At 59.6% G+C, this 14430-nt stretch carries 14 protein-coding genes; 9 read left to right on the forward strand and 5 right to left on the reverse strand.

Annotated elements, in window-relative coordinates; all coding sequences use genetic code 11:
- The first annotated feature begins 16 nt into the window (after positions 1–16).
- Complete coding sequence (gene pth, locus QP915_RS01580) at positions 17–664, forward strand: aminoacyl-tRNA hydrolase (protein WP_284767638.1); 648 nt, start codon at positions 17–19, stop codon at positions 662–664.
- Here the strand turns inward: pth and QP915_RS01585 are convergent.
- Both QP915_RS01585 and QP915_RS01590 read right to left on the reverse strand, forming a co-directional pair.
- Positions 661–1353: a potassium channel family protein gene (locus QP915_RS01585; RefSeq protein WP_239277808.1), complete on the reverse strand. Its 693-nt coding sequence runs from the start codon at positions 1351–1353 to the stop codon at positions 661–663. The two genes, pth and QP915_RS01585, sit on opposite strands and share 4 nt — an antisense overlap.
- Positions 1346–2698, reverse strand: coding sequence for a TrkH family potassium uptake protein (locus tag QP915_RS01590; protein ID WP_284767640.1), 1353 nt, complete (start codon positions 2696–2698; stop codon positions 1346–1348). Before QP915_RS01590 ends, QP915_RS01585 begins: the two co-directional genes overlap by 8 nt.
- An 80-nt stretch (positions 2699–2778) precedes the next feature.
- Here QP915_RS01590 and QP915_RS01595 point away from each other — a divergent pair, with 80 nt between their 5' ends.
- On the forward strand, positions 2779–3615 hold the full coding sequence (locus QP915_RS01595; RefSeq protein WP_284767641.1) for an SDR family NAD(P)-dependent oxidoreductase: 837 nt from the start codon (positions 2779–2781) through the stop codon (positions 3613–3615).
- 24 nt (positions 3616–3639) lie between these two features.
- Positions 3640–5274: a peptide chain release factor 3 gene (locus QP915_RS01600; RefSeq protein ID WP_284767642.1), complete on the forward strand. Its 1635-nt coding sequence runs from the start codon at positions 3640–3642 to the stop codon at positions 5272–5274.
- Positions 5275–5346: 72 nt separating this feature from the next.
- Here QP915_RS01600 and QP915_RS01605 read toward each other — a convergent pair whose 3' ends face one another.
- Both QP915_RS01605 and QP915_RS01610 read right to left on the reverse strand, forming a co-directional pair.
- On the reverse strand, positions 5347–6912 hold the full coding sequence (locus QP915_RS01605) for an aspartate-alanine antiporter-like transporter (RefSeq protein ID WP_284767643.1): 1566 nt from the start codon (positions 6910–6912) through the stop codon (positions 5347–5349).
- 152 nt (positions 6913–7064) lie between these two features.
- Entirely contained in the window at positions 7065–7934 is an 870-nt protein-coding gene (locus QP915_RS01610) for a patatin-like phospholipase family protein (RefSeq protein WP_284767645.1), read from the reverse strand.
- Positions 7935–7959: 25 nt separating this feature from the next.
- Between QP915_RS01610 and QP915_RS01615 the strand changes: the two genes are divergently transcribed.
- Genes QP915_RS01615 through QP915_RS01625 form a run of 3 tightly spaced genes read left to right on the forward strand, consistent with a single transcriptional unit; the run spans position 7960 to position 9249 of the window.
- Positions 7960–8301, forward strand: coding sequence for a hypothetical protein (locus QP915_RS01615; RefSeq protein ID WP_284766881.1), 342 nt, complete (start codon positions 7960–7962; stop codon positions 8299–8301).
- Positions 8302–8312: 11 nt separating this feature from the next.
- Positions 8313–8690, forward strand: coding sequence for a hypothetical protein (locus tag QP915_RS01620; protein WP_284767647.1), 378 nt, complete (start codon positions 8313–8315; stop codon positions 8688–8690).
- A 19-nt stretch (positions 8691–8709) separates the two neighbouring features.
- Positions 8710–9249, forward strand: a complete 540-nt coding sequence (locus tag QP915_RS01625; protein WP_284767649.1) for a gamma carbonic anhydrase family protein — start codon at positions 8710–8712, stop codon at positions 9247–9249.
- On the opposite strand, the gene QP915_RS01630 is transcribed toward QP915_RS01625, so the two are convergent.
- Complete coding sequence (locus tag QP915_RS01630) at positions 9246–9899, reverse strand: hypothetical protein (protein WP_284767650.1); 654 nt, start codon at positions 9897–9899, stop codon at positions 9246–9248. The two genes, QP915_RS01625 and QP915_RS01630, sit on opposite strands and share 4 nt — an antisense overlap.
- A gap of 232 nt (positions 9900–10131) precedes the next feature.
- Here QP915_RS01630 and QP915_RS01635 point away from each other — a divergent pair, with 232 nt between their 5' ends.
- The 3 genes from QP915_RS01635 (at position 10132) to QP915_RS01645 (ending at position 14428) form a co-directional block, all read left to right on the forward strand.
- The gene (locus QP915_RS01635; protein WP_284767652.1) at positions 10132–12510 is read left to right on the forward strand and encodes an MMPL family transporter; all 2379 of its coding nucleotides are present in this window, start codon (positions 10132–10134) and stop codon (positions 12508–12510) included.
- A complete protein-coding gene (locus QP915_RS01640) occupies positions 12503–13102 on the forward strand; it encodes a TetR/AcrR family transcriptional regulator (RefSeq protein WP_284767653.1) in 600 nt (199 codons plus the stop codon). The genes QP915_RS01635 and QP915_RS01640 overlap by 8 nt, the downstream gene beginning before the upstream one ends.
- 123 nt (positions 13103–13225) lie before the next feature.
- Positions 13226–14428 (forward strand): NAD-dependent epimerase/dehydratase family protein, encoded by a 1203-nt coding sequence (locus QP915_RS01645; protein ID WP_284767654.1) that lies wholly within the window; start codon positions 13226–13228, stop codon positions 14426–14428.
- Positions 14429–14430 lie beyond the last annotated feature (2 nt).

Here is a 14430-nt window from a genome sequence, read left to right on the forward strand (position 1 = left end):
AGAGGAAGCTAGTGCAGTGGCACCTTTAGGAGATTTTTTAGCGCGGTTCTTTGGCTCGAAGAATAAACCCACACCAGGCCTCAATCCGGACGAGCTAGAGGCGGAGTGGCTTATTGTGGGCCTGGGCAATCCCGGCGCGAAGTATGCCGCTACCCGCCACAATGTGGGCTATATGGCCATCGATGATCTGTTAGCCGCAGGCGGTGACGTGCTGGAGCCGGTTCGTGGGATGGATGTGCAGGTCGCGCCACTTAGCTGGGCGGGACAGAAAGTACTTGCCGTGCGTTCGGGCACGTTTATGAATCTTTCTGGCGATCCAGTAGCGCCGCTGGCACAGAAGCTAGGCATCGCCCCAGATCACGTCATTGTTCTCCACGATGAGCTGGACCTTCCGGCCAATAAGATCCGGATCAAGCAGGGCGGAAATGAAAACGGGCACAACGGCCTCAAGTCGCTCACCGAGCGCTTGGGCACCCGCGACTATCTGCGCGTGCGCATTGGCATTGCCCGGCCGCCCAAGGGTTCGTCCATTCCGGATTACGTATTGGGCCCCGTGGATGCGGGCGCTGGCTTTGATGACGCCATCGCCACCGCGGCCGAGGCCGCCCGCCTCATCGTGACGGACGGGCTAGGCAAGGCCCAGAACCAGATCCACTCGCGCTAGCACTGGGAAAATTTTTCTAGTGCCTTGGGGCTGCCGGCGGCGACGATGAAATCGGTGGGGGTGAGCTCGGTGGCGTCGGCAAGCGGGGCCCACTCCCCTTCCGCGCGGCGCACAGAGACCAATTGCACGCGGTGCGTGCGCCAGATGGCAGAAAGGTCGAGCGGCCGGCCCACCAATGAGCTAGGAACGGCCATCTGGGTCACGCCATAATCGGTGGCAATCTCCGCAAAATCACGGAAACGCCCGCCCAGAAGGTAGGCCACGCGGCGGCCGGTATCACGCTCTGGCCGGATGACATGGTGGGTGCCAATCTGGCTGAGAATGCGCGCGTGCGCCTCCGAATCAGCCTTGGCCCAGATGTCTTTGACCCCCAACTCCACCAGATTGGACGCGGTGAGGATGGAATCTTCCAAGTGGGAGCCGATGGCGACGATGACGCGCTCGACCTCCTCCACGCCCAGCTGGCGCAAGGCCTCTGGGTCGGTGGTATCGGCCGCAATGGTCTCGGTGAGGTAAGGTGCTTCTTCGCGCACGCGCTTTTCGCTGGAGTCGATGCCGAGGACCTCAACCCCATTGGCCATCAGCTCATGAGCAAGCGAGGAGCCAAATCGGCCTAGTCCAATAACGACGACGGGTGGAATATCGATGCCGGCGCGGGTGCGTCCCAGCGCCTTGAGAATATTAGCCAAGGAACGGCCTTTCTTCGGGGAAGCTATAGCGCCGGCTGACGGATTTCGCCGCCAGCGCTGCTACCAAGGTGGTTGGGCCAACGCGGCCCAGGTACATGATGAGGCACAGCACTATCTGCGAGGGCGCAGACAGGCTTGCGGTAATTCCGGTGGACAAGCCCACCGTAGCGAAAGCAGAAAGAACTTCGAAGGAGACTTGATCACCGCTAAACTCCGGATCAAAAAAGCGCAGCGCCGCCACGCCCAACGTGACCACCATGACGCCGGCAAAGCTCAGGGCTAGGGCCTGGCGAGTCACCGATCGCGGAAGGCTGCGGTGGCCAATGGTGGTGGTTTCCCGGCCCGAAAACTCCGCGGCCATGGCAGCCAAGAGCACGCAGGCGGTGGTGACTTTAATACCGCCGGCCGTACCGGCCGAGCCACCACCGATGAACATCAAAATGTCGGTGCCCATCAGCGTAATGGGGTGTGCCTGCCCATAATCAATGGCGTTAAAGCCCGCCGTGCGCGGAGAAGCGCTGGCAAAGAAAGAGTTGAGCAACTTATCCCCCAGCGACATCGAGGACAAAAGCCCGGTCCACTCCATGCACGCGAAGAAGACGCCACCGGCGAGCAAAAGCACGGTCGTGGCCGCTAGGGTCATGCGGGCGGTAATGGAAATGCGATGGACCACATGGCGATCGCGGCGTACCAAGCGCACCAGCTCCGCCCACACCGGAAAACCTAAACCGCCACCGATTAAGGCGGCGGCCAACGGCAGCAAAATCCAGGCATCAGAAACAAAGGGCACCAGGTTATCGCTATTGGTACTGAAGCCGGCATTGTTAAATGCAGATACCGCATGGAAGATGCCTTCCCACACCGCGCGCGGAAAGGAGTACCCATAGCCAATCATCAAGCGTGCGGCCACAATGATGGCGATGATGGTCTCAGCCACCGCGGTAAAGACGAAGGTAAAAATCAGCGTCTTGCGGATACCACCGGGGGCGATGGGGCGCCCCTCATAGGCACCGGTTTTGCGAGCCTTAAAGCTAATCCGGCCGGTAAATAGCAGGCCAGATAGCGAGGCGAGCGACATGATGCCTAGGCCGCCAAGTTGAATCAGCGCCAAGATGACGACCTGGCCAGCTGGGCTCCAGAAGCTACCGGTATCCACCACGATAAGCCCGGTCAGCGATACCGCAGACGTGGCGGTAAAAAGGGCAGACAGGAAGGAAGCGCGGGCGGTGCCGGCCTCTGCGAACGGCAGCATGAGCAAAACCGTTCCCACCAGAATCAGCAAGAGGAAGCCAGCCGCGGTCAATCGCGCCGGGCCCCACTGCCGTATGGAAAGCAAGTGTTTCACCAGCGGAAGTATAGACCTGCTTAAGGCGCAGGGAAACTGCTGGCCGGTGCTGCCCTCGGTGGGCGGTTAGGATTGGTGCTATGACTTCGCCAAATAGCACTGCCAAGACCATTGTGATTACCGGCGCATCCGGCGGGTTGGGGGCCGCGGCTGCTCGTCAGTTGCACCGCACCCGGCCACAAGACAACCTGGTTATCGTCGGCCGCAATCCGGAAAAGACCCGCGCGGTGGCCGAGGAAGTCGAAGGCCAGTACTTCCTAGCGGACTTCGAATCCCTGGGCCAGGTACGCCGCTTGGCACAGGATTTGGAAGGCCTAGAGCATATCCACGCCTTGGGCAATAATGCCGGCGGCATTTTTGACGGCCCCTCCACCACCGCCGATGGATTTGAGCGCACCTGGCAGGTCAACGTGGTGGCGCCCTTTCTCTTAACCTCGTTGCTGCGAGACAAGCTGCGCGCGGATAACGCGAACGTGGTTCAGACCGCTTCCCTAGCCAATTTCCTTATGTCTAAATTCGACCTCAGCGATCCCACTACGCTGGAGCACTTCAGCCCCGAGCGCGCCTACGGCAACGCCAAGCTGGGCGATATCCTGCTCACCCGTTATTTTGATGCCCACGGGCTTTCCGCGGTGTCCTTCCACCCCGGCGTGCTTGCCACTGACTTTTCCAAGTCCTCTACCGGCATGATGTCCAAGATGTATTCCGGGCTGATTGGCAAGACCTTTGGCAAGCCTGCCGAAGGCGGCGATAACCTCGCCTACTTTTTGACCGGCACCGAGGGAATCCACTTTGAATCCGGCGAATACTACAACGACAAGCGCAAACCAGGCCTCCAGCGCCCCATTGCGAAGAAGCTGTCGGTGGCTCGCCGCGTCTTTGATGATTTGGGGCGCCGCCTCAATGTGGAGTGGTAGCGCGAAACCACTAGACTATGCCGCATGAGTTCTGTCGCTTCTGAGGCCTCGCGCCGCCGCACGTTTGCCGTTATCGCCCACCCGGATGCTGGTAAGTCCACGCTGACGGAGGCGCTGGCGCTGCACGCACACGTTATTAATGAGGCCGGCGCGGTCCACGGCAAGGGCAACCGCAAGTCCACCGTGTCTGACTGGATGGATATGGAAAAGGACCGCGGTATTTCCGTGGCTTCCTCAGCGCTGCAGTTCGAGTATGCGCCGGAGGGCCACGAGGGCGAGCCCTACATGATCAACCTGGTTGATACCCCGGGCCACGCGGACTTCTCGGAGGATACCTACCGCGTGCTCACCGCGGTGGATGCGGCAGTCATGCTTATCGACGCCGCCAAGGGCCTCGAGCCCCAGACCCTCAAGCTCTTCCGCGTGTGCAAGGCCCGCGGCCTGCCTATCGTGACCGTCATCAATAAGTGGGACCGCGTGGGCCGCGAGCCTTTGGAGCTTGTCGACGAAATTGTCAACGAAATCCAACTGCAGCCTACCCCGCTGTACTGGCCGGTCGGCATTGCCGGTGACTTCCGCGGTCTGGCGCATATCAACGATGACGGCGAGGCCGATGAGTATATCCACTTCATCCGCACTGCCGGTGGTTCCACTATCGCCCCGGAGGAACACTTCGATCCGGATGCCGCCGGTGAGAAGGAAGAAGGCGTGTGGGAGACCGCTGTCGAGGAAGCCGAGCTGCTTGCCGCCGATGGCGCCCTGCATGACCAGGAGCTATTTGAACAGTGCGTGACCTCCCCACTCATCTTCGCTTCTGCGATGCTGAACTTTGGTGTGCACCAGATTTTGGACACCCTGTGCGCCATTGCCCCGGCTCCGCACTCGCGCGACTCCGACCCAAAGGCAGTTGAGGCTGCCACCAGCGCCATTGATGAGGTCCGCGAGGTCAGCGATGACTTCTCTGGCGTCGTCTTCAAGGTCCAAGCAGGCATGGACCAAAAGCACCGCGATAATTTGGCCTTTATGCGCGTGGTCTCCGGTGAATTCGAACGCGGCATGCAGGTCAACCACGCCCAATCCGGCCGCAGCTTTTCCACCAAGTACGCCCTGACCGTCTTTGGCCGCACGCGCGATACCGTGGATACCGCCTATCCAGGCGATATCGTGGGTTTGGTCAACGCAGGCTCGCTTGCCCCTGGTGACACCATCTATTCCGGCAAGAAGGTGCAATTTAAGCCCATGCCGCAGTTCGCGCCGGAGGCCTTCCGCATTCTGCGCGCGAAGTCGCTGGGCAAGTACAAGGCCTTCCGCAAGGGTCTGGAGCAGCTGGCGGCCGAGGGCGTGGTCCAGATTCTCAAGAACGAGGCGCGCGGCGATGCCTCCCCGGTCATGGCGGCGGTGGGCCCCATGCAGTTCGAGGTCATGCAGGCCCGCATGGAGTTCGAATACAACGTGGAAACTGTCACCGAGCCAATCCCCTATTCCGTGGCTCGCCGCACCGATGCCGAATCCGCCCCAGAGCTCGGCCGTCAGCGTGGCGTGGAAATCTTTACCCGCCAAGATGGCGAGCTCATCGCGCTCTTTGGCGATAAGTGGAAGCTCGCTTTCATTGAGAAGGAACACCCAGAGCTGACCATGGAAACCCTCGTGGCGGATTAGAAACCACACAGTTTCACACGGCAAACAAAATGGCCGCTTCCCGTTCTGGGAAGCGGCCTTTTCCGTTGAGTGTTAGACCATCAACATCACAGGGACAACGGCAATCTTGACCACCTGCGCCACCACAATGGTGGCGGCATAACCGGTCATGATGCGCGAGTCGGAGCTCAGCCCCGTGGCGTAGTTGACCACGGCGGGCTGAGCGAAGATGCCAGAGAGTCCGCCGGAGGTACGGGTTTCGGACTGACCCATGAAGCGATTCGCTACAGCGAATAGGACCGCAACCACCACGGTGACAATAGCGGCGAGGATCATGCACTTCAGACCCATCCAGGAGAAGGCAGTGGACAAGAATGCCTCGCCGGATGAGAGGCCCACAGACGCCAAGAAGATGACGAGGCCCCACTGCTGGAATGCAGTATTGATGGAGGCCGGCACCTGCCACGGAATGCGGCGGGTACGGTGCAGCGCACCGAGGATAAGGCCCGTAATCAGCGGGCCAAGCGCGAAGCCCAGCTCGAAGGAGGCGCCACCCGGCATCGGAACCACGACCTGGCCCAGCAGGTAACCCAAGAACAGGCCACCACCCAAGGCCACCCAGTTCAGCTCGGAGTAGGACTTAATCGAGTCACCGAAGTAATCCTGGATGTCGCCCAAGCGGTCAAACTTCACGATGAGCTCCAGCATATCGCCAGAAGCCAAGTGGGTTTCATTATTGGCCAAGAATTCTTCATCGCCGCGCTGCACGCGCACGATGCGACCGCCATAGCGAGAGAACAGGTTGAGCTCTCCAACGGTGCGGCCGGCGATATCTTGGTTAGAAATAGCCACGGTTTCGATGACCAGGCGCTTATCCACGAACGGAGTTTGCGGCTGACGCTTGCCCAGCATCTGGGTCAGTTCACGGGCCTTAGCCTTGGTGACCATAACGCGCAGGATATCGCCCTTGTGCAATTCGGGGCGATCGCCGGCAACCCGGACCTTATTACCGCGGCGAATGGTAGCGATAACAAAGTGATCCTTGAACTGCTCTTCCAAGTCGTCGTAGTTCACGTCTTTGGTAACGCGAATGGTGCGGGAGCGGAAGATCTTGGAGGCAGAATTGTCCTTATCGCGCTTGGCGGGCCAATTCTGCTTGAGCAGGAATGCCACGACCAAAATGGCCACCGCCACACCCACGGGATAGCCCAGCGAGTAGCCCACGGCGGGTAGCTCTTCACCAGTTTGTTGCTGGGCAACGGCCAGCGACGGCGTCGAGGTCGTGGCGCCGGCGAATACGCCAACGGAAGCCAAGGTATCCAACCCGAGCATGCCACCAAAGAGGAGGGCTGCGCCCGCGGCCACCACAATCGCAATGGCTGCGGTGAGCATGTGCTTCATCTGCTTGGAAAAGCCCTTGAAGAAGCGCTCACCGGCGGACAGGCCTTGCATATAAATAAAGAGTCCCAAGCCCAGCTCTTGCAGGGAGCTTAAGATGTCTTTATCTAGGTCAATAAACGAGCCGAAGGCCAAGCCCACAAACAGCGTGCCCGCCGCGCCAAAGCGCAGCGGACCGAAGGGGATCATGCCAAATAGCGTGCCGAGCAGCACTATGAAAAAGATGCTCAGCCATATATTTCCATCAAAAATTGCTAACACGCTGGAGTATTTTAGGCATTTTCCCCCAAAGTGCCACGTGAAAGGCACATTCTTTAACGACCACCAATGGCATCGCTACTGCTTAGACCCTTTTCGTCAGGGGCCACCCACCCCCAGCAGCGGCACATCTCACAGCAAACGCACATAGTGAACTAATCGAGGAGGAATTCCTTCCACCGTGGCCACTCCGTATAGGTCTGGGCTTTCCCCGCCTGATAGTTCGCCCGCAGCTTGTGTACGTTGCGTTCAGTGGAGGTCACCTGCATATCTTCCGGAAAAAATAATTGCGCTTTGCCTTGGCGCTCCAACTCCAAAAGCCGGTCTTTGGCCGCATTATAGAGGGCGGGGCGGGCTATGAGGGCGTCGGCAATAGCGGGGTACCTGCGGAAGACGCGCCGGACAAAGGCTGGGCGCGCCACCTCAGGGCGCACATACCCACGCGGCTTAGTGCCGATAAACAGAAACCTCTCGTATCCGGCCTCTTCTGCCTGCACAATGGTAATGCCACCGGAAGAGCCCAAAGCACCGTCCACGTACGGCGCGCCGTCGATAAAACGCATCGGCATAATCAACGGCAGCGTGGAGGAAGCGCGCACACGCACAAAGAGATCCTCGGGGGTATGCACGTCCTCGCGCGTCCAGTAAACGGACTCGCCAGTATCGGCGCGCGCTGCAGCGAGCACCATATCGGCCGGATGCTCGCGGTAAGCCTGCCAATCAAAGGGCAAATCCTTGTCCGCGGCGCGCTCATAGATGTACTCAGCATTGAAATACCCGCTACCACGCACCAGCGAACCCACTCCGCCGAAGCTGGGGCTTTGAGCAAAGTCCGTAAAAGACTCTTCTGCGCGCCAGGCATCGCGCGACAAGTAATTAACGGTGTGCGATGCCCCGGCGGATACCCCGCCTACCCAGCCAAAGTCCACGCCCTCTTCGATGAGCTTGACCATACAGGCAGCCGTATAGGAATTGCGCATGCCGCCGCCTTCAATAACAAGTGCGGTGTTGCTGGCGTCAATCATGGTGCCCCATACTACGCTGGGCCCAATGAAGCGCATTTTCCGGCAATTGCTCGCGGACGAAGAAGGCACCTTCGATATCGAAACCGGCCAACAGCCCCGCACCGGGTTCGCCTATAACCCCACCGGGAAGGCGCTGCTGCGGGTGACGGAGCCTACCCCAGCCGCGGTGAGCAAGGCCTTGGCCTTAGCCAAGGAACACGGCGCGCGGTATCTCGGCACATGGCGCCAGCCGGATGGCCCGCTCGTCTTCCTCGCCACGGCCGTGACCCACAATGAGTCCGTGGCCCGCGAGCGCGTTGCCACTACCGGGCAGCGTGCGTACTTCGACTTGGAGCGCTGCCGCACCATCACCGTGAGCGCTCACTAGACTGGGCTCCCATGGGATTAAAAGATGCACTTGCCCGGCTGACGGGCGCGCAGTCCCCGCGCCTGGCCCGCCCAGATTCCGCGGCGCTCACTGCCCACATTGACCGGCTGGAAATCCACACCGCAGGGCCGCTTATCATCGTCGTTACTGACCAGCCCGGCGCCGAGGTACTGCTGGAGGTAGCCCGCGCCCGCGAGTCGGCTACGCTGGAATCCCCCACCACGACGGTGCACTTTCCCGCCGTGAAAAAGGAAGCCCTGCCCATCAAAGATCCCCGGCGCGGCTGGGTCATTCCGCTTACGCCCGCGCTTGCCGACGCCCTCGTAGACAACCTCCCCTACCCCGGCGACTATGAACTTTCCCCCACCCTAGCCGTGGTGGTGGAATAGTTTCCTTGAAAGGACTGACATGCTGCTTTTGCCCTGTGCTGGAAAGAAGCCGCGCATCCACCGCAGTGCGTGGGTTGCGCCCAATGCCACCATCATTGGCGATGTAGAAATCGGCCCGGATTCTTCCGTGTTTTATGGCAGTGTCCTGCGCGGCGACGTGGGCGCAATTCGCATTGGCGCTAGGTGCAATATCCAGGACAATTGCGTCTTCCACGTAGAAGAGGACACGCCGTGCGTACTGGAAGATGATGTCACGGTGGGACACATGGCGATGGTCCATGCCGCGCACGTGGAGGCCGGTTCCCTAGTGGGAATGTCCTCTTCGCTGCTCTCGCGCTCCACTATTGGCACCGGCTCGCTCATCGCGGCAGGCGCCGTGGTGCTGGAAGGAACCACCATTCCACCGCGCAGCCTTGCCGCCGGCGTGCCAGCGAAAGTGCGCCGCGAGCTCAGCCCGGAAGAGTCACAGGCCTTCATTGCGCATGCTGCCCGCTACGTGGACTGCGCGCGCAGCCAATCCGATGTGGTGTTGAGCCTGGATGAGGTCACCTTTGATTAAAGGGAAAGCACGCCCATAAGGATGAGGAAGACCGCCACGAGGTAGCCGCCGAAGAGCGCCACCTGGGTGCTATTGGCGCGCGCCGCAGCAAAAAGACGGCCGGCGGCCGATTCCGGATGGGCGCGCACCACCGCAATAAAAAGACCACAGATAGTGGGCAGGGACAGAGCCAGGCTGGCGTACCACACCAAGCCCCCGTACTGAGCGGCCGGAGCGATATCTTCGGTAGCCAGGTGCATGAGCCCGTAATAAAACGGCACCGAGGTCAGCGATTGCACCACGCCCATAATGAAACCGATGATCGCGGTAAGCAGCGATGGAGTACGCAACGGCTCAAGTAGTCGATTTACTAAGGCATTGGGCTGGCCTTGAGAGCGCCACGAGCCGAACCCCACCGCGATGCCGACTGCGACAAGTACCCAGCCGGCAATAGGCGAGCTCAAAATGGCCTCAATCTGGTCTTTTACTCCTAACAAAACAAACATCACCACGGCCGCCGCGGCGAGGACTCCAATCCAGTCTCCTACCACCACTAATGTGGCAATGCGTCGATACTTGCCGCGGGGCAAGATGATGCCAATGGCCACGAGGATCCCAATGAGTAACGCATTGACGGAATCCAAGAGGGCAAAACTAACGGCGTGGAGCATGCCGGTCAGTCTACCGCCCCATGCCGCCATCGCCGATACGCCCGAGGGAACAAGACCTATATCTCACGAGCAGCTTCCTATGGTCCACCGCACATGTCTTTGCACACATTCCGCAATTTTGCGTACACTATGCAATGTTTCGCACGGGGTGCAAATTTCTCCCCGCGGATTCCATATTCACTGTCACCCGCGCGCAGGCCATTGCACGCATACTGCACAAGAAAGCATATTTATGTCTAAAATCCTCTACCGGCTAGGTAGCTGGTCCTACCGCAAGGTGTGGCCCTTCCTCGCCTTTTGGCTCATCGTCTTGGTGGCCATGGCAGGACTTACCGCCGGCTTTGCCAAGGCCCCCAACCCTAATTTCTCCATGCCGGAGATGGACTCCACCACCACCCAAGACAAGATGATGGAGCGCTTCGGCCAAGATACCGATGCCATGAGTGCACCCGAAGGCACCGTGGTCATCCAAGCTCCAGAGGGAAAGAACCTCGCCGATAAGCAGGTAGCCGGCGAGGTAGATGACCTCCTTGGCGAGCTCAAGGACACCGGCGCTCTCAAGGACCAGGACAAACTGGTCAGCCCGGTGATGGCTGCAGCCGGTATGGAAAAGCAAATGGGCGAAAAGATGAAGGCCCAGCACATGCCAGACGAGCAGATTCAAAAGAACCTGCAGCAGCTCTCCCCTCTGAGCGAGGATAAGTCCACCGGTACCGTCACCATCACCTTTGATGCGGAAACCGTCATGGACATCCCAGAAGAGGACATGACCAGGGTCACGGACGTACTCAATAAGTACGACGAGGGCGACCTCACGGTGAAGTACCAAGGCAACGCCTTTAGCTCCGCCGGCCAAGAGATGGGTGGCAGCGCCGAGATTATCGGCCTCATCGTCGCCGCAATCGTGCTGCTCATTACCTTCGGATCCTTCGTAGCCGCTGGCATGCCGCTCATCTCCGCCATTATCGGCGTGGGCATCGGCATCCTCGGCGTGCAGGTATCCACGGTCTTTACGGATACCGTCTCCGATATGACCCCGACGTTGGCCTCCATGATTGGCCTGGCCGTCGGCATCGATTACGCGCTGTTTATTGTCAACCGCTTCCGCAACGAGCTCATCACCTCCTCTGGCCTCAACGATCTTTCGCCAAAGGAACTGGCCCAAGAGCTCAAGAAGATGGATAAGGCCACCCGTGCCCACGCCATGGGCATGGCGCTTGGCACCGCGGGTGGTTCCGTTGTCTTCGCCGGCACCACCGTGGTCATCGCCTTGGCCGCGCTGACCATTATCGGCATCCCGTTCCTGGGCACCATGGCCATCGCTGCTGCGGCTACGGTCATCATCGCCGTATTGGTTGCCAATACCTTCATCCCCGCCCTGCTGGGACTCTTGGGCACCAAGATCTTCGCCGGCCGCGTGCCTGGCCCCAAGGTTCCAGACCCAGAAGACGAAAAGCCCACCATGGGTCTGCGCTGGGTTCGCCGCGTGCGTGCCCACCCGTGGCTGCACCTTATCGCGGGCGTCGTTGTGCTGGGCATCCTGGCCGTACCATTTGCCCAGCTGCGCCTGGCCATGCCCACCGATGGCACCGCAAAGCCCGGCACCCCGCAGCGCGAGGCCTATGAGATCACGGCAGACGCCTTTGGCCCTGGCCGCAATGCGCCGATGATCGCGTTCGTTGATGTGGCCGACGTCCCTGAGCAGGACCGCATGCCGGCCTTTCAGGAACTGCTGCAAGAATTCAATGACAACGACGGCGTAGAAAACGCCCAGATCGTGCAGACCACTGACAACGGTGATGCTGCGCAGATCATGATCACGCCTACCACCGGCGCAACCGATGAGGAAACCACCGAAACCCTTAACCACTTGCGCGATTACCAGGGTGAGTTTGAAAAGACCGGCGGTTCCTACGGCATTACCGGTATCACCCCGATCTTCGATGACATTTCTGAGCGCCTCAATAACGTGCTTATCCCATACGTAGCCATCGTGCTGGGCCTGGCCTTCATCGTCTTGATGCTGGTCTTCCGCTCCATTTGGGTACCGCTCATCGCTGCTGCTGGATTCGCGCTTTCGATGGCTGCCACCTTCGGCATCACCGTGGCCATTTGGCAAGAAGGCATGTTCGGCATCGTCGACGACCCACAGCCGCTGCTTTCCTTCCTGCCCATCATGCTCATCGGCCTTACCTTCGGCCTGGCCATGGACTACCAAGTCTTCTTGGTGACCCGCATGCGTGAGGGATTTGTCAATGGCAAGACGGCCGGCAACGCCACCTCGAATGGCTTTAAGCACGGCGCGCGCGTGGTCACCGCCGCGGCCCTCATTATGGTTTCCGTCTTTGCCGCCTTCATCTTGATGGACGAGCCGTTCATTAAGACCATGGGCTTTGCCCTGGCTGCGGGCGTGCTTATCGACGCCTTCGTAGTCCGCATGATGATCATCCCCGCTACCATGTTTGTGCTGGATAAAAAGGCATGGTGGTTCCCGCGCTGGTTGGATAAGATCACCCCTAATATGGACATTGAAGGCGAAGCCCTGCACTCCGACCGCGAGGAACTCCTGCGCACCCAACGAGAGAAGGTAGGCGAAGCACACCGTGACTAGTCTGCGCGAAGAAAAGAAGCGAGCTACGCGTCAGGCCATGGCCGATGCGGCAGCGCGCCTCGTCCTCGACGGCGGTGCCGAAGCCGCCACGGTATCAGGCATCACCGCGACCGTCGGGGTCTCCCCGCGCACCTATCACAACTACTTTTCCTCGGTGGCCGATGCGCTGCTGTACTTCACGGCTGACGTACTGGAATCTTTCGCTGCGGATATCCCCTCCGTGTGCCCTGGCAAGAGCGTTACCGCCGTCTTAGAGGCAGCGCTGCTCGAATCCTTGGAAGACGAAGAAAAGGAACTGCGGTCCCTCCATACGCTCTACCGCATTGGTGAGGCCCTGGATAGCCTCAGCCACACCCCCGAAGAAAGGCGGCGTTTCGAGCGCGTATCTGACACCATCATTTCCGCGTTCCAGCAGCGCGGTACTGACTACTCAGACTATGAGCTAAGCGTCGTCCTCAATGCGTGCGCCGGCGGCAGCCTCGCCTTCCGGCAGGAACTCGATCGTCGCCAAGCGGCGGGAGAAAGCATCAGCCTGGCTGATAAGAAGAAGCTGGCTAAGACCACTTTTTCCGTCCTGCGCGCCCTCGACTAGGCGCTAGCGCGCTACACCATAGGTTCATTCACTGTTAACCCTGCATGGCCCAAATATACGGGCTATGCAGGGTAAAATTTTCCCTTAGCCTCAGCACGACTACTAGCTCTGGAGAATGACACAGTGAAGATAGCGATTCTTGGTGGCGATGGCTTTTGTGGATGGCCCGCTTGCCTATTCCTTTCGGATCAAGGCCATGAGGTCGCCATCGTTGATAACCTCTCCCGGCGCGCCATTGATGCGGAACTAGGCGCCGAATCCCTCACCCCTATCGCTTCCATTGAGGAACGCCTGGCGGCGTGGAAAGAGGTCAGTGGGAAAGACATTTCCTTCGCCAACATCGATATCGCCCAGGATTACGCCGGGCTCGTGGAGTTCCTCCGTTCCTTCGCTCCGGATGCCGTCGTGCATTTCGCGGAGCAGCGCGCCGCACCCTACTCCATGAAAAGTCCCACCACCAAGCTCTACACGGTGGATAACAACATCAATGCCACCCATAACCTTTTAGCTGCAGTTGTAGAAACCGGCCTCGATATTCACGTCGTTCACCTAGGAACCATGGGAGTCTACGGTTACGGCACTGCCGGTATGCAGATCCCTGAGGGTTACCTGGACATCAAGGTAGCCGTACCGGAGAAAGGTGAGGTAGAAGAGTCCATCCTCTACCCTTCCAATCCGGGCTCGATTTACCACATGACCAAGGTTCTGGATCAGCATCTTTTTGCCTACTACGCCAAAAATGATGAGCTGCGCATCACCGACCTGCATCAGGGCATTGTCTGGGGCACCCACACCGCCCAGACCCAGAGGGATGATCGCCTGATTAATCGCTTTGATTATGACGGCGACTACGGAACGGTTCTGAATCGCTTCCTCGTGCAGGCCGGCATCGGCTATCCGCTGACGGTACATGGAACCGGTGGCCAAACCCGCGCCTTCATCCACATTCAAGACATGGTGCGCTGCGTCGAGCTCGCCCTGGAAAATCCACCATCGCGCGGTGACCGCGTAAAGATCCTTAACCAAATGACCCAAACCCACCGTGTGCGTGACTTGGCGGAACTCATCGCTGATATCTCTGGCGCCGAAGTAGCCTATGTTCCCAATCCACGCAAAGAGTCGGCTGAGAACGAGTTGCACGTATCCAATGACACCTTTCTGGGGCTCGGCCTTAATCCCACCATGCTGTCTGAAGGCCTACTCCACGAGGTCGAAGAGGTTGCTAAGAAGTACGCGGACCGCGTTGACCGCAGCAAGATTCCGGCTCAGTCTGTGTGGACCGCACAACAGGCAGCGGGCGTTCCTGTCACCACGCAGCAGAAATAGAC

The organism is Corynebacterium sp. MSK158, from assembly GCF_030229085.1.
Lineage (GTDB): Bacteria > Actinomycetota > Actinomycetes > Mycobacteriales > Mycobacteriaceae > Corynebacterium.